This is a genomic window from Clostridium sp. YIM B02569, from assembly GCF_022320765.1.
Classification (GTDB): domain Bacteria; phylum Bacillota; class Clostridia; order Clostridiales; family Clostridiaceae; genus Clostridium; species Clostridium beijerinckii.
In genome coordinates this window covers 141,457-163,396 of the sequence record NZ_JAKJJX010000013.1, presented here as the reverse complement: position 1 = coordinate 163,396, position 21,940 = coordinate 141,457, and the positions used below count along the sequence as shown (strand labels likewise).

The window sequence follows — 21,940 nt, the reverse complement described above, 5'->3', positions numbered from 1 at the left end:
ACTAATAAATTAATAGTATTAAACGATATAAATTTGTCCCAATAAACTCAAAATATTAGGCAGCATGTAAACTAATTTAACCGAAAAAAACTAGTATGCTCTATACTAGTTTTTTCAAATCTTTTGCATTACATAATAAAAAATCACACTCTTATTTATAAACAATGTGATACGTTAGCGTGATATTTACCTTAAATATGTACATTGGGAAATCAGTTTTCCAAAACTCTTCTGACTGATTGTATTAATCTTTCATTTCTAAATGGCTTAACAATGAAATCTTTGGCTCCAGTTTTTATCGCTTTGATAACGATATCTCCTTGTCCCATCGCGGAACATATAATCACCTTTGCATTGGGATTAATCTCCATAATTGATGATAGTGCACTAATTCCATCCATTACAGGCATTGTAATATCCATTAGTATTAAATCAGGATTTAATTGCTTATATTTTTCAATCAACACTTCTCCATTTTCTGCCTCATCAACTACTTGATATCCCTCTTTTTCTAGGGAATTCTTTAAAGTAACTCTCATAAATCTAGCATCATCACAAATTAAAATTTTGTCATTCATTTCATTTTCCTCCTATTCATTTCAAATAGGCAAAGACTTGCAACTGGCTGCCATCCTTTCAAAAGGAAAAGGCCCTCTAGCTTTGCGTCACAGTTTTTCAACTGCTTTGCCAATTCAATATTAAATTTAACATTAAATATATCGTACTTTTAAATAAAAACTTTATTTTGCTTATCTAACGTTTATTGTTAATGTAGTATTATTAAACTTCCATAGATTATTATCCTAATTAGCATCTATCTACTTTTTATACAATCATTATCATTACATTTCACTAAGTTTTAAACTTTTCATAATAATTATTTTCCTTAATATGCTCAGCAATAAGCTATATTTTTTACTCCTTAATTGAAGCGCGAAGAATTATTTATTACTATTTAGAATTATTTGAAGCCAGCCTTAATATAATTAAAAGAAACCTCTTGAATGTTATTTGTTTCTCATTTAGTTACTCTCCATTCATAGTCTTTTTTTGTTCTAACCTATTCACTAGGCCCTTAACTTTAGGGGCTCCTTTTATTTCAAGATAAATTAATTCCTATTTATCTTAAAAATATGTTAAAAAATAAATCTTCTGACTATATAAATCCACAGTCAGAAGATTTTTAATTAATTATATTTAGAAAAATCTCTTAGTACTTAATAAAGCATACTCTTACAACAACTATCCAAGTCCACAATTCTACTTATCTTCGTTTAGCTAAAAAGTTATGGTTAACTTATATTGCTAGTAAGCTTTTCCTACTAATCATAAGCCATAACGCTATTCCTATCAGACATGATAATCCCTCTGTAGCTGTCATCGCCCAAATAACGCCATTAACAGCAAATATTAAGTTTCCTACAATCAGAATAGGGACAAATAAAACACCCCTCACAGCGGCCATAATATTTGATTTCACACCATCACCTTGAGCTTGGAAGATTCCAGTAAAAAATTCACATAGGGCAGCAAACATAGTTGAGGAAAGTTGAGCTATGAGAGTTATTTCACCAATGGCAATAACCTCTGGGTCAATACTGAAGATGCCAATAATCTGTAACCTGAGTGCAAATAGAACTGCTCCTAAAGTTAATGTTAAACTTAGCATATACAGTATAGTTTTCTTAACAATTTCCATGAGACGTTTTTGATTATTTGCAGAGTAAGCAAATGCAATTAGTGGTACAACTCCCATCGCAAAGCCCATACCAATACAATCTACAATTTGAACAACTCTTTGTGCAATTCCAAATCCCGCTACAACACTATCTCCATAAATCATAGAATAATTATTGAAAAGAAGACTTATGATTACAAAAAATCCACTCATTAATAAAGCTGAAACTCCAACCTTAAAAATTTCACCATAAATTTCTTTACTTGGTTTAAAATCCTTGATTGATAAACTCTGAACAGTACTCTTCTTTTGCAAATAATATATAAAATACAAAACGGAAACTATATTACCACAAACAGAGGCTAGTGCTGATCCCATAACATTCATATTTAGAACGAAAATGAAAAAGGGATTAAGTATTATATTAATAATAATACCTGCTATGGTACCAGTCATAGAAATAGTGGATGCACCCTCTGCACGTACAGCTGCGTCAAGCGCCATATTAACAATGATAATTGGAGCTCCAATAACAAGTACCATAACAAAATTTCTTGTATATTGTAACGTTTCGCCACTTGCTCCTAAAAGCGGCAAAATAGAGGATAAAAAAGGCAGACATATCATCATAAGAATAATACCCATAAGCATTGATGACCAAAAGTTAATAGAACTAACTTTTCGGGTATTGTCTGTATTGCCTTCACCTAAAAGTCTTGATATATATGTTCCAGAACCTACTCCAAACATTTGTCCAATTGCCATTAATACTAATGAAAATGGTAGTGCCAGTATCACTGCCGCCATCATTGCAGTATTATTAAGTTTACCAACAAAAAAAGCATCGATGATATTATATACAACTGACGCTATACTACTTAGTATCATAGGAGTAGCCATGTGTATTATTGCTTTTGTAACAGGTGCCTTTTCAAGATAGTAGAGTGATTTTTCATCTATATTTTCTGTGTTTTCCATATAAAAAAACTCCTTTCGCATTGTATTAAATAATAAAATTTGCCTTAACAATAATATTCTTTCTAAAGCCCGTTTAGCTTCTACAAAACATAGTATATTCCCGCAATTTAAACTGCACTTAAATGGAATTTAAACGCAATGTAAACCAAAAGAAAAACCACAGTCTATTAATTCAGACTGTGGTTATAAAGATGTCAATCCTCCTTGAGTTGGTAACCGGAGAAGGCTGAATGAACTTCGATTCTCATCGGCATCTCGCTCAGAAGGTCGATGACCTCATCATGACTCTTTTCGATGTTCGGGTTGGAGAAGTGACGCTTGAACGATTCCTCGTCCTTGTAAAACTCGAAAGCCCACAAGGTATCCGGATCGTCATCCGCTCTACAGAGTATCCAATCTACAGGTCCATCTGGATCACCGTTGTAATGAAGGTTATTGGTAAGTTCAAATAAAGCATCACCTTTTCCAGGCTTTGCATGCATCTTTAGCACGGTGCCAGGTTGACTTGGATCAATCATCATATGTTTTCCTTTTGTTTCAATCATGTTATACCTCCAAATAATATTATTTCCAAATGCTGTTTAGTTTCTACAAAAATACTATATAGCTGCTATTTAAACTAAACTTAAATAGAACTTAAACTCAATGTAAACAAAAAGTCACAGTCTGTTAATTCAGACTGTGATAATGAGCATATTTAGCTTCTATTTGGGCATTATCAAAAAAATAACAAGTCAATCTGTCTGAATATTAGGACTTGTTATTTTCTTTCATGTACCTTAGGCAGCCAAATAATAAATTCTGTACCTTTTCCAATTTCACTTGTAAGAGATATTTTCCCTCCATGTAAGTCAATAATCTTTTTTACTATTGAAAGTCCAAGTCCGTTTCCACCCAAAGAACGGTTACGAGCTTTATCTGCTTTATAAAACCTCTCGAAAATCCGCGGTTGGTCTTGCGGTGAAATGCCTATACCTGTATCGGAGATTTTACATACAATTGAATTTTCATCGCTACATAAGTTAACGCCAATATTTCCGTTTTCTGGTGTGAACTTAATAGCATTATTAAGCAAATTTATAAATACCTGACTTAATAAATCTTCATCCCCACATATGATAGTTTCTTCAAGAGAAATATCAAGTGTTATATTTTTTGCCGACCACTGTGGTTCTAACATAAGTAAAACACTTTCAATTTGCTTGTTTATTTCATATTTCTTTAAGTTTAAATTATTGTCTTCTGATTCCAAATTAGATAATCTTAATAGATTTTCGCTTAATTTAGATAATCGTTTACTTTCAGTTTCTATTATGCTGGCATAATGTGATATCTGATCCTTATCTAAACTTCCTTTTTTTAATAGAGTAGCAAACCCTGATATAGAAGTTAATGGTGACTGTATTTCATGTGACACATCTGATATAAAATCTTGGCGTAGTTTCTCCAAAGACCCTAGCTCTTTTGCCATTCTGTTGACATTGTCTGCTACCTCATTAAAAGGATCGAGTTCATTTGTTTTAACAAGTACATTGAAATCACCAGAAGCTATCTTGTTCATGGCTTCAACAGCTCCGCTTAATATTGGAAAATGTGAAAGATCAAATTTTTTATGTTTATTAGCGAAGCGCCAGTGCATATATATAAATGCTTTCCAACCTAGAAAATATATCACAACAGAAGTTAAGCTTTGAACAATAAATATTATATCTAGAGGAATGCTTTCTGACTTACCGAAAATAAATATACAAATATAATATCCACTAGTAAGACCAAGTAATGTTATAATAAAAATCAGTATTAGTGAAAAAAAATACCTGTTTCCTTCCCTCACTTCACTTCCTCCACTCTGTAACCAAGACCCCTAATAGTAGCAATTTTGAACTTGTAAATATCAGACTGAAACCTCTCTCTAAGACGATTTATATGAACGTCAAGGGTTCGTTCGTTTCCTTCAAAATCAAGACCCCAAACCTCTTCTATGAGCCTGTCACGGGAAAGGGTTTTACCCGGATAACTTCCAAGCATGAATAAGAGTTCAAATTCCTTCATAGGTATATCGAATTGTTCATTATTACTAATGACTGTATAACTACTTTTATCCATCACTAAATTACCAATATTAATAATCCGCGAAGCAGCTACTTTATAACGCCTCAAAAGAGCTTTTATTCTAACAAGCAACTCATCAATCTCAAATGGTTTTGTTAAGTAATCATCTGTGCCAAGTTCAAATCCCTTTACTTTTTGAGAAAGTTCGCTTTTGGCAGTCAGCATTAAAATTGGCATATCCTCATAATATCTGCGTGCTTGTTTACAAAATTCATAGCCATCCATTTGAGGCATCATAATATCAAGTACACAAAGATCAATTTTTTCCTCCCCAAGTTTTTCTAATGCATCCCTTCCATTTACAGCTTCGGCTACAGAAAATCCTTCATTTTTTAATACTGTACAAATAAGCTCTCTGATATAATCATCATCATCTATAACTAAAATCTTATTCAAATCTATCACCTTCCTCTTTTGAGTATAGAATATCAATGTAAATACAATATAAATTGGACTATTTTTCGTTTATTATTTTGATATTAAATTACCACCCATCTAAAACAATGGGTGGTAATTAGCTTTTATATATGATTCTGAAACATTAAGATTGCTTTATTGCTTAATTAGCTTCACTACAGTTTCAACGTGAGGCGTGTGTTGAATAGTTTTATTAAATCATAACTGAAAATATTTTATTATATCTATTTATCATAGAAAATAAATCAAACCTCAGATCAAAATATCACTTCTTTACATATTGTATTTTAAAATAACATAATATATCTTGTTTATAGTCGGAATATGGGTGGAATTTTTAGTTCCTCCGACCATTTCTTAATTTAAGCAATATCAATACTTAGAATTTCTTTTCTTTCTATTATCTTAGGCTTTACTTTTGTATGGCTTTCTGGTTTACTATAACTTTTTATTCATTAATTCCTCCCTTAATATTTGTCTAATTACTTTTACGTAAAAATATTTCACTCTATTTATTTATCTCACTAATTATATTTTTATATATAATTAGGTTATTAAATAAACAAAATCTGTAAAAAATAAATAATCCATTCCTTTGTGGTATAATAATTTAGCTAAAAACCTGTTACATCACATAAAGAATGACTCAAATAAGGTTATATCACCAAAGATTAAAATCGAAAATGATAATTATAAAACTTTTGAAGCTATTAAAATTTCATTTATTAAATTAAATTCTAATATAAAAAATCCTAAAGGCCATCCACGCAAGTATTCAGACGAGCAAATGGTCGCATGTATGTTATATGATGTTAAACATAGTATATTCAGCGTAAGAGAACTTGAATATGAAATAAAAAAAGATTATGTGTTTCAATCTATAATTAATCTTAATGAAATACCCGATTATTCTACACTTTCATTAAGAGCTAAAACTTTAGAGAAACATATATATTATGGTATTTATGCTATGTTTGTTGAACTTATTGCTCCAGAAACTAGATTGTATGCAGTTGATGCTACTGCCTTAAGAAGTTCAAAATAAGATAGCGAAGCTAAATCTGGCAAAGGTACACGTCTAGGATATTATAAAGGTTACAAATTACACTGCATCGTAACAGTAACTGATACTATAATACATTTAGTTTTTAATTTAACAACAGCTAATGTTTATGATAATCAAGTTCCAGATTTACTGTACGAAGCTAAAATCTATAATCCTTTTTTAGTAATTGCTGATGCAGCATACGATTCAGTTGAATGGTTTGAAATTGCCACAAAACTAGAATTTAGTTTATTAACTGATATAAATATGCGTGGAGCTAAGAGTATTGAGGCATTCACTGATAAGCGATATGAAAATGCTTTATTTTTCGAATCTCCTATAGGAGTCAACATATATAAAAATAGAGCAATTATTCTCCGTATTAAAAGGTTTATATAACTTAGAAAATCCAAGACTCCATGGGCCTGCCCGATACGAACGCCATATAAAATGGGTTTTATTAGCTTATTTAATAGATGAATTTAATAAGAAACAGCAGGAAATAAAATCGAGAAAATATCCTTGGAATCTTTGATTCCTAAGAATGTTTTCTCAGATAACTATTTGTAAAAATTAGTTATTCAACAACCTAATAAATAATAATAAAGAGTATTTCCATATACTTTTGGTTATAAAAAGCACCTGTTTATAAGTTTAAAAACTAGGTTTAAATAAACATATTCTAGAGTACTTTAATTATAGTGTACTCTAAATCTAAAATTTTATTTTATAGGTTTTTTGCATATAAATGTTAACCTTGTGATGACAATCAAATAATAAAATAGGCGCGCTTCAAAAATTAATTGATCCTGTCCCTATATTATATTAATAATCTCTTTATATAACGATAAAGGAATCTAATGTTAATTTATCATCCCCCCATTAAATATTTTCCCAAAAAGTTTCTGCTATTACTAATATTCCATTCTGCCCATCAGTTATTTTATGCACGCATCTTACTGCTGTTTTCTCTGTAATTGTTTCAGCACTTGATTTTATTATCTCATTATATTTAGCATCCTTTTTATAACTAATTTCTATTTTACTCAATTTATATTCTTTCACTATATCTTCCGCTAGTGATTCTAATAACCAATTTAAGTATTTTACATTATTAACATGTCCGTTGGTATCTATATCACCATATCCAACTTTAAATACTTCTTCATTATTAATATTTTGGGGCAATCCAATTTTTCTCATAGTAATAATATTTGTGTTATTAGAACTTAATCCATAAACTTCATATGCATTTTCTAATACATTTTTGCATGGTAAATTTCTTTTTGTATCAATTATAACCCATAGTGAAAGAGCTTCTACTATTTTTTCCCCCTCCTCACTAAATATTTCAAACATTATATTCATGTAAGATTTTCTATATCCTGTTGGCGTCATCTTTACTTTTACTTTTTGATTATAAGTTGGATATTTATATATATCTATTTCCCATCTATATACCATCCATGTTGAATTAATAGTTTTAAGATAATCTATCCCCTTGCCATTAGATTCGATCGTATAGACAAATATATCTTGAAAAAAATTCATAATACTTGTTATCATTAATTCTTTACGAAAATTAATTTCGTAATAATGTATATAATATTCTTTTTCTACTGATGTCATTATATTCACACTCCATATATAATCAAAATAATTAATTGTTTTACACTTTTCATTTTTTATAAAATTATGAAAAACTTAACTCTCTAAATATCTTTTGAAAGTAACAAAATACATTGTCTGCGAAGCAGATTTAATTACTTAGATTTCGTACAAAGGTAAAAGCTATCTTTGCATATAATTACCTGTTAGCATTATCCATAACGTTGTATTAATTTTACAATTAAGGATAAGTATGTTATAAAATAGTATACAAACTTTAAAAATGTTCACACTAAAAAGAGTAAATATAACTCTTCCAGTTTCAGATTATATTGTATTATTAGGAACTGTTTTAACTTGAAATATCAAAAGTCAGTCGGACATATCTAGGATTACAAAGTGCATGGGCAATCAATCTTGCTAACTTTATTAGCGGCAGAGTATTTATTGTAATTTCATCAGAAGTTCTTTTAATAAAACCTTTTATATTTCCAACAGTTTTTATTAGACCTCTAACGCCATATTCTCTAGTTCAGTGCCGTATAGAACTGTATGTATATTTGAACCGGCTTAGATTATGAGTTATGAATACAAGCCATAGAAACCCGTATATGCTATGGAATTATGATGTTCTTAGATTTCTTATATGATATACATTTTTAGTCATCTTGAAGAATGCTTCTATAGTTTGACGTCCACTATAAAAGTGAAATAATTCTACTGTACTCATTTCATTGCTACTTATGTTTGTTATGAGTAAAGAATATTTTAGTTTACCTTTTGATGACAACGTTTCAATTATAATATACCTAGCCTTATTGTTTTGTGGCAGTTCATAACCCCAAAGCAACTTTGTCCGCTTGAATATATTCAGCATAATCTATGTCTTTTGCAAGATTGCTAGCTGTTTTAGTTGAATATCCTTTAGTAACAAATTTTAGCTTAGGAATTGAGAGCAGTTTTTAACGCTATCCACTGATCCAAATCCACTATCGATTCTCAAAATTAAATTACGCTTAGATGGTTGGTCTTTATATTTTAGTATTATAGATTTTAATAAATCATTATAGTGATCAGTGCAATGAGAATTACCAGAATCTAAAAGCATTGCAACTTTCTCTGAATGCTTGCCAGTAAATGCAGAAGCTAATTGATAACCGTGATAACCGCATTGATTTTTCTTCTTAGCAAAATCGCCTAATAAGTTCATTAATCTGGGATTGATCGGGAATGGTATCTAAATCGAATATATTGAGCGCTAGTTTTTCTGCACCAAGCTTTTTATTGATATCTTTGGCCGTTTCGCTGCCAATTACTATAGACATCATAGTAATAATAAGTTTTTGCTGTTATATAATATTTCACTTGTTTCATTTTAAGCTTAAAGCTTTCAAACGGTTTGAATATATTAGCTTTTAGTCCAAATTGCATTACTGAAATTAGCCAGGCGGAAGTAGTTTTTTCTTTACAGCTATCATTAGTAAGGGTAAAATTACTCATGGGATAGCACCTGCCTTTCTTAATTTTGAGATTGTAAAGAAAATTATACTTTAAGGCTTGGTATTCCCCTTTATTTATTTATTTTTTCGAAACTATAACTTGGAAAATACTATAGTTTTGTTTGTGCCAAACTTAGGTAGTTAATTTATAGGAACAATTTTTGAATTATGAAAATTGATTAATTAATTGTCCATATATAATTTTTTGAGTTTTTAAATAAACTCTTTAGAGATATAACTCTTAAACGTATTATTAATAAAATTTTTCTTACATAGTTGTCTTTGAATTTTTCCACTAGTTGTTTTAGGTATTATATTTTTATTAGTTAGTGTTATTGTATGTGGCTTGATTTTATGATTTTTAACTACATTTTCAAATATTTTATATATAATTTTATTCCAGTAATTCACACTTTCAATTTCATTATTTTCATTGTTAATCTCTGCTAATATTACTAATCTCTCTTCATTGCCTATCTCAGTTGAAAACGCTACTATAGAAGCTCCCATTAATTCTTTATCACTATTCTCAACTGTGCATTCAATATCTTGCGGATAAAAATTACTGCCTCGAATAACAATCATATCCTTAACTCTTCCAATTACATATAAATAATTATCCATTACAAATCCTAAATCGCCTGTTCTCAAATACTGTTTGTTTCTATCCTTTATCTCTCCATTAAAAGTATTTTTAGTTTCACTTTCCAAATTAAAATATCCATCAGCTATCGAATCACCAGCAACCCATATTTCACCAATCATTCCTTCTTCTAAAACAGTATAGTTTTCTGGATTTACGATTTTTAATTCTATTCCTTCCAAGACTTTTCCACTTGATAAAACATTAATCCCCACTTCTTCAACCTTTACAATTCCTTTTTCAAGTAATTTAGGATTTAATGTTTTTGATTTATATTCTGTTTGAAATTCAGTTATTGTAACAGCTAAAGTTGCTTCTGCTAGCCCATAGCAAGCATTTATGACATTCCTTTTTAAACCATATTTTTCATATTTATTTTGAAAGTTTACTAATGTATTACTCCTTGTTGGTTCAGCTCCATTAACTGCATATTTTAAACAAGATAAATTAACTCCAGCTAAATCTTCATCTTTTATATTATTTATACATAACTCATATGCGAAGTTTGGGGCAAAAACTATACTTCCTTTATATTTTGAAATAGCTTTTATCCAATTAATTGGATATTGCATAAATAATTCTGGTTTCATAAATACACATGTAGCACCTGAATACAACGAAAGCAGAATATTTCCTATTAAGCCCATATCATAGTTGAAAGGTAGCCAATTTACTAAAACATCATTAGAATCTACTTTGAATTCCCTTACCATTATATCTTCATTGCTAATTATATTTTTGTAAGTAACTCTTACTCCTTTTGGATTTCTTGTTGAACCTGATGTATATTGTAAGTAAGCTATATCAGAAAAGCTATAAATTTCCTTATTCCATTCATATTCTTCATCACTAGCAAGTATTTCATCAATATTTATTAAACAAATTTCTTCAATTTTATCTCCCAAATATTCTTGAAGCTTACCCATACATTCGTTGTTTGTAATAATAAACTCTGATTTTGAACTTTCAAGAATGGATTTAATCGCATCATAATCAGCATCATTTTTTATTGTATATGCTGGAACAGCAATTGCATGAGCAAATATCAAACCTAAAAAGCTTACTATATAATTAATACTAGGTGATAAAAATATTAATCCCCTTTGATTTTTACATTCATATGCTTGTAAATATGAAGCAAACTTTATTACCTGTTTCATTAAATCCTTATATGTTATCTCCTCAATAATTTCTTCATCTTTAATATTTATAAATGCTTTTTTTTCTAAATATCTATAACTGTTATCTTGTATTATATTAATAAAATCTTTATTCATATAAATTCTCTCCTCATAAAATTAAACATTTTCACTTAATAATTTAGATAAAACTTTGTTTCGATTTTTTCATGATTCACTTTAAAATATCTAAAATTAAATGATTAATTAAAAACTATGCCTTTTACTTATGCAACATATGTAAGTTTTAATTATATTTTTTATAATTTACCCCGCACCATTTAACATTTGGGATTACTAACAAAATTCCCCCTTTTATATACTTATATACTAGCTTGTACTGAATAATCTGATTGTGAAATAACTTTATTATATAACTCTTCTATATTTTTAAATTTAATTTCTTCTGTAAATTTATTTTTTAATCCACATATTGATACAATATAATTTTTTTCTATAACATATTGTCTAAAATATCTATCAAGGATTTTGCTATGCGAATATACTTTATCTACATCTATAGAGAATGATTTTAATTGCATATTTAGTCCCATTCCTACTGATTTAACATAGCTTTCTTTTAAAGTCCATAATCTATAGAAAAAATTCAACTTGTTATACTCTTCCTGCCGTGATAATAAATCTAATTCATTATCTGAAAAAGCTACTGCTCCAATGTTTATATCTATTGGTTTAACCTCTTCTATATCAATTCCAATTTCTTCATCATCTATTGCACATACTATCCATTTCCCAGAATGTGATATATTAAAATAAATATTATTAAATCCTTTTAAATACAATTTACCAAATTTATTACAATAAAACTCCACTTTATTGTAATTTATATTCAATTTTTCCATAAGGATTGCTTTAATTAATAAGTCTCCAACTATTGTTCTTTGCTTATCTTCAATATACATAAATCTATATATTTTATTTCTTTTTTCTTCATTTAATAAATATATATAGCTATTAAGCAATAGTTCCAAATTATTGCTATCTATAGATACAGCATAAACTTGCACCATATACTAATGCTCCTTTAATAATGTTTTATTTATATAGTCACACAACAAATCAGCTCTTTTCTTAAAGTAAAAATGACTACCATTATAAAATTTATATTCTATATGATTATCAATCAATCTTTTCCACAACTCCAAACCTTCCTTAGTAATTGAATTATCTCTACTTCCATTTATAATAGATACTTTACTTCTTATTTTTCTTGGATATTCTCTATATTTATAATTCTCAAGCAACTTAAAATCAGATCTTATTATCCTAATGAACATATTCATAGCATCATCATTATTTAATAATATTGTATCTGTCCCACCAAGTTCTTTTAAGAATTCTTTTAATTTTTCATCACTTTTATTAGATATTATTCTATTATTTTTCTCAAGTGGTGATCCTCTTCCTGATAAAAACAAATGTATTGGAATCTTTAATTTATTTTCATCAATCTTATTATATAATTCATATGCTAACCAAGACCCCATACTATGTCCAAAAATAGCATATGGAGTAGAATCAATTTTACATTTTACATGTTCAAATATATCTGATAAAACTTCTTCAAAATTTTGATTCAACTTATCAGTAAATCTAATTCCTCTTCCAGCTAATTCAATTGGACAAATTTCTATATTATTATCTAAGTAATTCTTAAACATATAATAACTGCTGGATGATCCACCCGCATATGGTAAACAAAATAATTTAATCTTCTCCATTTCTAATCATTCCCCCATTTTTGTGTATCACTCTATAAAATCTAGCATCTTCCCTCTCGTATGATTTTCACATTATATAATATTGAAAATATAACCAACCCCATACTTATTAATAAAATTATTAATAAGTTATAATATAATAAATTACCATTTTTTTCTACACACGAAACAATATCTAAAAATATTTTTTGTGGCATTATATTACTAGTCATTTGTATTAACCCACCACAATTTATTGGCATAAAGGCTCCAGATAATATTGTGGTAAATAGTGCTACTATATTTCCAGTCATTATAGCTGAGTCACTGTCCTGTATTACTGTACAAATAAACAATGCTATTGAAATAGCTAATATAGTGATTAATGCCGTTAATAATATGATCTCTACATATGAAGCATTAAACTTAACATTAAAAATAAATTTAAATATATATATTGAAAAAATTGTAGGAATAAAGACCATTAAGAAATTATATATTACTTCACAAATAATATAATTTGAAAAAGATGTTCCCGTTGAACATATTCTTTTAAGAATACCTAATTCTCTATTTTGTGTGTACAACTTCATATTAAGTACAGCTTGTATTATTACAAATAATACAACATAACCATATATTAGTCCTAATTTATCATTATTGCTGTAACTAACTATGCTTTTCTTATCTACCAACTTTTTTAATATTTTTTCATTGTCTTGCCCTCTATAATTTACATATTTACCTTCACTTATTGGTAAATATATAGTTCCTATATATTTACCTTCTATAATATCCGAATTACTTGGTGGAGCATTTAGTTCATCATAATCGATTTTTTGCGAAACTAAGTAATCTATATATTCTTTATCACTTCCTATTATGGCAACTTTTCCACTTACAAGATCTTTACTTGCAGTAAAACATGCAAATCCTATAGATATTGGTATTATTAGAAAGGTAATAATTAGACTTATTTTGTTATTTTTAATTCTTTTCATGTTATTTATAATTAATGCGATAATCCTCTCCATTTTTCCTCTCCTATATATAATCTTCTATTTTGAATGTATACTTTACCAATATCATGATTGCAATAGTTATAACTATAGATATAGCGCATATTATTGTTATGTTAATAAATACACCATCATATATGTACTTATACATTCCATCAAGTATCCACTTAACTATAGATAAGTTTGAAACTGTGCTTATAAGACTTCCCATGGCTTCTACTGGAAAAAAAACACCACCAAGTAAACATAATATCGATTGTGTAATGCCCAGAATATTATTTGTTAAATTTTCTTCTTTTAGTATAGTACAAAGTAATGTTCCTAAACTCATTGAAAATAATCCTAATACTATATACGATATATACACTAGCACAACATTTTCTCCAAAATTCACGTTGAATATATTAGCACAAACAGCCATATAAAACATTACTGAAAATAAATTACATAATAATGTTGATATTATTTTTGAAATATATATATATGATTTATTCTCTAATGAATATATAATTCTAATATTAGGCTTCTTTACACTGTTCTCCATAAGCGCATTAGCCACCATTGTTCCCATACCTAGTTGAAAAAATATAAGCACTGCTACACCGTAATAATCTGAGGATGTTATATTTTTTCCGAATTCATTTGCTGATAGTCCTTGAAGTAGATAAAATAGTATGATTGGCATAATAAACATATAGACAATCATAACTGGCTTTTTTATTATATTATTTTTAAAATCGAAACTCATTAATCTAAGAAATATCATTGTGCCCTCCTAATCCCTTAAAGACTTACCGGTTAAACTTAAAAATACATTCTCTAAATTTTTTTCTCTCTTGATAATGTCTTTAATAACTATTCCGTTTGATAACAACACTTTAAAAATATCTCCTAAAGCATTAAAATTATCTACAACTTCAAATTCGATTTCTTCATTCCCACTGACAACTGATTTTACTCCATTAATCATTAACACTTCTTCTTCAATATTTTTATTGAAATCATCTGTAATAACTTTAATTATTTTATTTGTTTTAATAACATTCCTTATATTTTCAATGTTACAATCCGAAACAATCTTTCCTTTATCTATTATTATTATCCTATCTGCAATTTCCTCAACTTCCTCCATATAGTGAGTAGTGTATATTACTGTAACTTCCATTTTTTTAAGTTCTTTTATAGAATCTAATATATAGTTTCTTGATTGAGGGTCTATTCCGACTGTCGGCTCATCCATTATTATTAACTTTGGTTTATGACTCAAGGCACAAGCAATATTTAATCTTCTTTTCATTCCTCCTGAAAAAGTATATGGCTTATCATTGGCTCTATCTAATAAACCAACAAATCGTAAAGCTTCTAATGAATTAGCCTCTACTTCCTTTTTAGAAATTCCATATAATGAAGCAAAAAATTTCAGATTATCAATTGCTGTAATATCCTCATATATTGCCAAATCCTGTGGTACAATCCCTATACTATTCTTGAAATATTTTAAATTTTCTTGTATATTTTTTCCTTCAAAAATAATTTCTCCTGCTGTCTGCTTTAAGACTGTTGATATTATATTTATTGTGGTACTTTTACCAGCACCATTAGGACCTAAGAATCCTAGAACCTCTCCTTTTTTTACATCAAAAGATATTCCATCTACTGCTTTTTTATCATTATAATTTTTTACTAAGTTTTTTATTTCTATTATATTTTCCATAAATCACCTCTGATTAAATTATTCATCAAATCGCATAATGCATGCATTTATGAAGTTTAATTCAATAATCTTTAAATATTAATTATTATAAATAAAACTTTAAAGATTATTAAATTAATTTTATTACTTAATCCTCTTTATATTTCATATTAAAGCATGTGATTACTACTGCTGATACTAAAAGTACTACTCCTGCAATAATATAAACCAAATATATCCTTAAAATATTAACCAAAAATCCACTTATAAGAGCTCCGGTTGAATATGATATCAATGTTAAAATCCCCACAATTGTAAATATTCTCATCATTAAATCTTTATTTTTGTAGCTTTTAATTATATTTTCAAATGTCCCCATTACTACTTGCCAGCATAATCCACCTATAGAAAAAATTAGAATTATTAAAAAAATCTTTATTTCTCCAAAATACTCCATATAACTTCCAGCTAGAAATAACAAAACTCCTAAACAAAAACAGCTAATATACAATAATTTTTCTTTTACGAGTTTACTTTCAAAAAATTCAGCAATTATAAAAACACCTATTCCTGAACAGCCTATACATACTCCAATATAAGTTGGTAACATTAAATTAGAATATTTGAAAAGTGTTACTAGCTGTGCATCAATTACTTGTATAAATAATGTTACAATGAAAGATAAAACAAAAAAACTTTTTATCAATCTTGGATTCTTTTCATATTTATTAGTCTTTATAAACTTGTTCTCTAATCTTTCTTTAAATACTTCCCCTTCTAATTTAATGCTAATCATAAATAATAAACTTAGAATATACAGTACTGATATAATTAGGAGAACTTCTTTATAAGTAAAAAAGTATACTAAAATACCTCCAACAATTGGCCCTAGAAATCTTATTATTCTAAAAATTCTTTCATTTATTTTGTCAAATTTCTGTTCTCCATTTTCAACTATTTTATCTTTTCCAATACTTATCAGTGAATAACAAGATGATATTAAAAATATTAAAACATATTGAATTATTGGAGTTGCAATATTATAAAATGATATTATTATCAATATACTTATTAATAATCCAATTAGTATACACGATTTGGCTGACCTATATTTTATAAATGCTGATCCTAGGCCATTGACTAATGCCATTGCACCAGAAAAACAAAATGATATTATCCCAAGCTGAACTGGAGTGCAGTTTTGTAACAATCCTATGTTATATAGTATAAAGACTAGGAAAATCCAGATTGCAAATGATGTAAGTATTTGAACTAAAAAAATATTCTTATTTCTCATAATACTAATGTTCCTTTAATTACTTTTTCCCAATTACTGAAAATATAACAAGTAATGCATATGAGTCTTTTCCGTTTTTAAATTGTTCTGTTTCCTCTTTTACTTTATCTATATCTTCTTGAGAAATTAAATTATTATCAATCATAGTACCCATTTCTTCATAATCTACCTGTGGTACGAAAGACTCTATTCCAACATCATCGCTATTAATTGCTAATAGGTTTAATTCAACTTCACTAAATTGAGTTTCTTTTAATATTTTATAAAGCTTTCTGCCTATAAATCTATCTCCGCCCTCTATTATTTGCTCCTGAATATGTTGCCTTAATACATATTGCAAATGAGGCATTGGAGGATCAATTATACCAAATAATCCTTCATCTATATCTGTAATAATAAAGTGTCCATCTTTTTTTAGTGCATTAGATGCATTTTTAACTGCAGCTTGTACACCATGAACATGTTGCAATACTAATCTGGCATAAACAATATCATATTTTTCTTTTTCTAATTCTATATTAGTAATATCTCCTTGAATAAATTCAACTCTATCACCGTATTTTCCTGATAGTTTTTCCTTTGCGTAATTATGGGCATTTTCATCTATTTCCAATGCTGTTATTTTGCTATTAGGAAATAATTTCAACAATCTTTCAGTAATTACACCAGGACCACTGCCTATTTCTAATATTCTTATTGGTCCATTAAACTCTTCAATTTCTCCTTTTATAACTTTTACTTCCTTCTTCCAGCTTAAGTTAGCTTGAACCTCCATTTTTGCTATAAATCTTTCAAATTTTTCTTTTTCCATGATATAACCTCCTAAATTTAAATATATTTATATAGTAAATCTTTATCTACACTCGGTATTTCAAGATTCTTACTAACTAATATCTGTCTAATATTTTTTAATGAAATATTATAATTTTTATTGTTGTCTTTGATACCATCTATAAATGGAATAACTTCATTTGCTATTTTTACTCCATTCTTTGCTTTAAATTTACATATATCTTGCCAGCTTTTTAAATCTATTTTTTTTATGTCCAGACCTTTTTCAATTAGGACTCTCCATATATCCTCTAAAGATACTGGTAATTCACTTGCTATATGATAGTTCTTAAATTCCTCTGTTTCAAAAGTAATATATCTAATCATCTTACTTACAAAATCAACTGGAATTAAGTCAAATAATATTTTGCTATCAGGTATATACTTAATTTCTTTGCACAAATCAATAATTTTCCAGATTAGGTCAGTATTCTGACATTTACCTGTATTCTTATCTCCTGATATACGTCCTATTCTTATAATATTTATCTTTAATCCTTTTTTTCTGTATTTCATACATAAGGCTTCACTTACTAATTTTGATTGAGTATATCCAATGGACAAATTGTTAATATCTAAAGGAAGCCTATCCTCTAATGCATTATCATTCTCATAATCTTTTTCTGTAAATACAGATAAGGTTGAAATATATTCTAAATATTTTTCTTTTCCATTTGCAAGCAATTTTATAATTTCTTTTGTACTATCTACATTTGTCTTCTTAATATTTTCATATGGTATTGAAAAGTTAACAGCTGCTCCATTATGACATATAATATCTATTTTATTTTCAATAAACTTAATAACATGATCATTCATACCTAAATTCTTTTTAGACAAATCTCCAACTATTGAAAATATCCTTGACTTATATTCTTCATTCCATAGCTTCCACTTTTTCATATTTTCTGTTATTCTTCTAATTCCATCTTCGCTATCCTTACACCTAACTAGGCAGTATATCTCTGTTTCACTAACTGTTAAGAATTCTTTTATAAGATACGCACCTAAAAATCCTGTTGCTCCTGTTAAAAAGATTTTCTTTCTTACATTAATAATATTCAGATTGCTATTTATCTTTATATCGCATTCTATTTCCCTATTTATATCTATATTGGTTTCAATCTTAAAATCACTATCTTCAATAAACTTGTCAATTTTCCTAGCAAGATTTTTTACTATTGGAAATTTAAAAATCAGATTAAACGGTACATCTATTTTTAACTCATTTCTTAACTCAAAATTAAATCTTGCAGCAGATAAAGAATTTCCTCCAATTATAAAGAAATTATCATTTCTACCAACTTTATTACATTCAAGCGTCTTTTTAAAGATATTTGTTAAGATTAATTCAGTATTAGTTTTAGGCGCTTCATACTCCATCATATTTTCAACATCTTTAATAGCCATTAATGCTTTTCTATCAACCTTTCCATTCTTTGACAAAGGTATTTTATTTATAAATATTATGTTATCTGGAATCATATAGTTTAATATTTTATTGCTTAACTCATCTAATATAACTTTCTTAGACAAATTTTTATCTGCAACTACATATGCCACTAATCTCTTATTCTCTTCGTTTCCGGATACTAATACAACAGTGTCTTTTACTCCATTAATATCCTTTATTTTACTTTCTACATCACCTAACTCTATTCTCAACCCTCTAATCTTTACTTGAAAATCAATTCTATCTAAATAAATAATATTTCCATCATCATCAAACCTTACTAAATCACCTGTTTTATATAACCTACCATAGTCTCCATCTCCAAATGGATTTTTTATAAATTTATCTTTAGTCAATTTTTCATTATTTAGATATCCTTGCGCTACTCCTATTCCAGATATATATAGCTGACCCAGAACACACTTTGGAGTGAGTTTTAAATAGTCATCTAACTTATATAATTTAATATTATTAATAGGTTTACCTATCGGAATCTTTTGATTTTTAACATTTTCTAATTTTGCTTCCCAATAACTTACATCAATAGCTGCCTCTGTTGGACCATACAAGTTATACAATGGAGCTTTTAACTGCATATAATATTTTTCTACAGTATTATAAGACAACGCTTCTCCACTACATATTACATATTTAAGTGATGCGCACATTTTGCAGCGATCATTTAATAAGAATATCTTTAACATTGATGGTACGAAATGTATTATATTAATTTGTTCTTCATTTATAATATTCACCATATAATTTGCATCTTTGTGACCATTTGGCTCTGCAATAACAATGGTTCCTCCTGTTAACAATGGCCAAAACAATTCCCAAACGGATACATCAAAAGTATATGGTGTTTTTTGTAATACCCTATCACCTACTTGAATGTTAAAAACATCTTGCATCCAAAATAATCTATTAACTATCCCCTTATGTGAATTGATAACCCCCTTAGGTTTTCCTGTTGAACCAGATGTGTATATTACATAGGCAGAAGATTCTTCATCTACACATACCTCTATATCTTCCTCTTTATTATCTATTTTTTCTTTATCAACAATAATTATCTCAACCTTGCTATTGATTCTTTCTTTAAGGTTATGAGTTGTTAGGACTAATTTACACTTTGAATCATCTATCAAATAATCTATTCTATCTTTTGGTGATTCGATATCTATTGGCATATATGAGGCTCCACTCTTTATAATTGCATATATTCCAATCATCATTTCAATAGATCTTTCAAAAAATACACCAACAATATCTCCTTGCCTAATTCCACTTTCTATTAAAGTTGTTGCTAATCCATTTGCCTTGATATTTAATTTATGGTATGTAATAGTTTCATTTCTAAATATCAGTGCTTTTTCATCTTTAAATTTATCACTAGCCTCTTCAAACAAACTTTTTAACGTTACATTACGTCTATATTTTTTCTTTGTATCATTAAATTTATTTAATTGCTCATTTATCTCATCTTGAGTAAGAATATTTAGATACGAAATATTACTATCAGCTTTATTTATAATTTCATTCATAAGAACCTTTAAATGTTTATTCATATTTTCAATTGTTTCTAATTTGAACAATTCACTTGAATATTCCCATTCTAATAACAATTCTTCATCTCTTTCACTTACTGATAGTGCTAGATCAAATTTTGTTTTATCAACATCTATTTTTTCATAATCAAACTTCAAATTTACATTTTTTATATCTAACTTAGGTATGCTTTGATAGGCGAAAAATACATTAAAATCTTGCTCTATTGGTATATCTGTTTTGGTAAGTATTTTAATAAATTCATCTCTTATACTATTAAAATATTCTTTTACCACATATTCTTTTTCAAAGTTAAAGTCCACAGGTACAGAATTCACAAAATATCCAACTAAATTTTGAGTTTCTCTCTTTAATCGATTTGCTACTGGAGTACCTATTACAAACTTCTTTTGATTTGTATATATATGCATTAACTTTGCAAAAGAGCCAAAGAAAAAATTAAAGGCTGTTATTTTATTTTCTTTGCAAAATTCCAAAATTTTTTTTGTATCATATTTCGAAATTCTACATTTATACATTTTTCCATCATTGCTTTGTTCTACTTTTTCACTAAAATCAAAAGGTAAACTAAGTTTTTTATCTGCACCTTCTAATTTATTTTTCCAGAATAAAGTTTTTTCTTGATAAGCACTAGATCTTTTATTTTCTTCTTGCTGCATAGCGTATGTCATATATGAATACTCTAAATTTGTACTCTCTGCCATGCCATTATAATAATAATCCATAATTTTCTTATTTATTAATTGTAATGACCATCCATCACATATTGTATGGTGAATAATAATCAACAGCATATGTTGATCTTCAGTTAATTTATATAAGAAAGCTCTAACAAGATCATCCTTTTTCAAATCAAATGGTATTACTTTATTGTGATTTATTTCTTTTTTCAACTCTTCATCAACATTGTCTTCTTTGCTTAAATCAATTAAATTTAAACTTATATATTTGCTTTGATCATATACTTGTACATACTTTCCTTGCATTTTTTTAAAATTGATCTTAAATACTGGCTCATTGTCAAATAAATATTCAAATGCCTTTTTTAACCTATTAGCTTCAAGTTTTCCTTTTATGCGTATAGCTTGAGTTATATTATAAGTAGTATCATTAGGATACAGTTCGTTAATTATCAATAATTTTTCTTGTTGGTGAGTAACAGGATATAATTCTACTGCATTTATAATGTTCTTATTCAT

General features: G+C 27.8%; 20 protein-coding genes and 1 riboswitch. Of the genes, 2 read left to right on the top strand and 18 right to left on the bottom strand.

The features are described 5' to 3' along the window. Nucleotides 1-212: 212 nt before the first annotated feature. The 5 genes from L3B96_RS13620 to L3B96_RS13600 form a co-directional block, all read right to left on the bottom strand. On the bottom strand, nt 213-578 hold the full coding sequence (locus L3B96_RS13620; protein ID WP_011967886.1) for a response regulator: 366 nt from the start codon (nt 576-578) through the stop codon (nt 213-215). Between the two features lie 35 nt (nt 579-613). Continuing rightward, a riboswitch (cyclic di-GMP riboswitch) is annotated at nt 614-699 on the bottom strand. 598 nt (nt 700-1,297) lie between these two features. Continuing rightward, nucleotides 1,298-2,656, bottom strand: coding sequence for an MATE family efflux transporter (locus L3B96_RS13615; protein ID WP_238861432.1), 1,359 nt, complete (start codon nt 2,654-2,656; stop codon nt 1,298-1,300). A gap of 194 nt (nt 2,657-2,850) precedes the next feature. Next, on the bottom strand, nt 2,851-3,201 hold the full coding sequence (locus L3B96_RS13610; protein ID WP_238861431.1) for an antibiotic biosynthesis monooxygenase: 351 nt from the start codon (nt 3,199-3,201) through the stop codon (nt 2,851-2,853). Between the two features lie 215 nt (nt 3,202-3,416). Next, complete coding sequence (locus L3B96_RS13605) at nt 3,417-4,490, bottom strand: HAMP domain-containing sensor histidine kinase (protein WP_238861429.1); 1,074 nt, start codon at nt 4,488-4,490, stop codon at nt 3,417-3,419. Next, a complete protein-coding gene (locus L3B96_RS13600) occupies nt 4,487-5,164 on the bottom strand; it encodes a response regulator transcription factor (RefSeq protein ID WP_238861428.1) in 678 nt (225 codons plus the stop codon). The genes L3B96_RS13605 and L3B96_RS13600 overlap by 4 nt, the downstream gene beginning before the upstream one ends. Nucleotides 5,165-5,780: 616 nt before the next feature. Here L3B96_RS13600 and L3B96_RS13595 point away from each other — a divergent pair. Both L3B96_RS13595 and L3B96_RS13590 read left to right on the top strand, forming a co-directional pair. Beyond that, the gene (locus tag L3B96_RS13595; protein WP_238861426.1) at nt 5,781-6,230 is read left to right on the top strand and encodes a transposase; all 450 of its coding nucleotides are present in this window, start codon (nt 5,781-5,783) and stop codon (nt 6,228-6,230) included. Between the two features lie 66 nt (nt 6,231-6,296). After that, entirely contained in the window at nt 6,297-6,629 is a 333-nt protein-coding gene (locus tag L3B96_RS13590; RefSeq protein WP_238861436.1) for a transposase, read from the top strand. A 483-nt stretch (nt 6,630-7,112) separates the two neighbouring features. Here L3B96_RS13590 and L3B96_RS13585 read toward each other — a convergent pair whose 3' ends face one another. The 13 genes from L3B96_RS13585 to L3B96_RS13525 all read right to left on the bottom strand — a co-directional run bounded on the left by L3B96_RS13585 (nt 7,113) and on the right by L3B96_RS13525 (nt 21,940). Beyond that, on the bottom strand, nt 7,113-7,859 hold the full coding sequence (locus L3B96_RS13585) for an acyl-ACP thioesterase domain-containing protein (protein ID WP_238861424.1): 747 nt from the start codon (nt 7,857-7,859) through the stop codon (nt 7,113-7,115). Between the two features lie 601 nt (nt 7,860-8,460). Next, nucleotides 8,461-8,715 (bottom strand): transposase, encoded by a 255-nt coding sequence (locus tag L3B96_RS13580; protein ID WP_238861423.1) that lies wholly within the window; start codon nt 8,713-8,715, stop codon nt 8,461-8,463. A gap of 60 nt (nt 8,716-8,775) precedes the next feature. Continuing rightward, nucleotides 8,776-9,048, bottom strand: a complete 273-nt coding sequence (locus L3B96_RS13575; RefSeq protein WP_238861422.1) for a hypothetical protein — start codon at nt 9,046-9,048, stop codon at nt 8,776-8,778. A 71-nt stretch (nt 9,049-9,119) separates the two neighbouring features. Then, nucleotides 9,120-9,338 (bottom strand): hypothetical protein, encoded by a 219-nt coding sequence (locus L3B96_RS13570; RefSeq protein WP_238861421.1) that lies wholly within the window; start codon nt 9,336-9,338, stop codon nt 9,120-9,122. Between the two features lie 212 nt (nt 9,339-9,550). After that, nucleotides 9,551-11,257: a fatty acyl-AMP ligase gene (locus L3B96_RS13565; protein WP_238861420.1), complete on the bottom strand. Its 1,707-nt coding sequence runs from the start codon at nt 11,255-11,257 to the stop codon at nt 9,551-9,553. A gap of 224 nt (nt 11,258-11,481) precedes the next feature. Further along, nucleotides 11,482-12,189 carry a 4'-phosphopantetheinyl transferase superfamily protein gene (locus tag L3B96_RS13560; RefSeq protein WP_238861419.1) on the bottom strand — a complete coding sequence of 236 codons (708 nt, stop codon included), beginning with the start codon at nt 12,187-12,189 and terminating at the stop codon, nt 11,482-11,484. Nucleotides 12,190-12,192: 3 nt separating this feature from the next. Next, nucleotides 12,193-12,900 carry a thioesterase domain-containing protein gene (locus tag L3B96_RS13555; protein WP_238861418.1) on the bottom strand — a complete coding sequence of 236 codons (708 nt, stop codon included), beginning with the start codon at nt 12,898-12,900 and terminating at the stop codon, nt 12,193-12,195. A 41-nt stretch (nt 12,901-12,941) separates the two neighbouring features. Continuing rightward, nucleotides 12,942-13,913, bottom strand: coding sequence for an ABC transporter permease (locus L3B96_RS13550; RefSeq protein ID WP_238861417.1), 972 nt, complete (start codon nt 13,911-13,913; stop codon nt 12,942-12,944). Nucleotides 13,914-13,923: 10 nt separating this feature from the next. Next, complete coding sequence (locus L3B96_RS13545; protein ID WP_238861416.1) at nt 13,924-14,664, bottom strand: ABC transporter permease; 741 nt, start codon at nt 14,662-14,664, stop codon at nt 13,924-13,926. Between the two features lie 9 nt (nt 14,665-14,673). Then, nucleotides 14,674-15,612 carry an ABC transporter ATP-binding protein gene (locus L3B96_RS13540; RefSeq protein ID WP_238861414.1) on the bottom strand — a complete coding sequence of 313 codons (939 nt, stop codon included), beginning with the start codon at nt 15,610-15,612 and terminating at the stop codon, nt 14,674-14,676. A 127-nt stretch (nt 15,613-15,739) separates the two neighbouring features. Further along, nucleotides 15,740-16,888: an MFS transporter gene (locus tag L3B96_RS13535; protein WP_238861412.1), complete on the bottom strand. Its 1,149-nt coding sequence runs from the start codon at nt 16,886-16,888 to the stop codon at nt 15,740-15,742. 19 nt (nt 16,889-16,907) lie between these two features. Next, the gene (locus tag L3B96_RS13530; protein ID WP_238861410.1) at nt 16,908-17,699 is read right to left on the bottom strand and encodes a class I SAM-dependent methyltransferase; all 792 of its coding nucleotides are present in this window, start codon (nt 17,697-17,699) and stop codon (nt 16,908-16,910) included. A gap of 17 nt (nt 17,700-17,716) precedes the next feature. Continuing rightward, the gene (locus tag L3B96_RS13525; protein WP_238861408.1) at nt 17,717-21,940 is read right to left on the bottom strand and encodes a thioester reductase domain-containing protein; all 4,224 of its coding nucleotides are present in this window, start codon (nt 21,938-21,940) and stop codon (nt 17,717-17,719) included.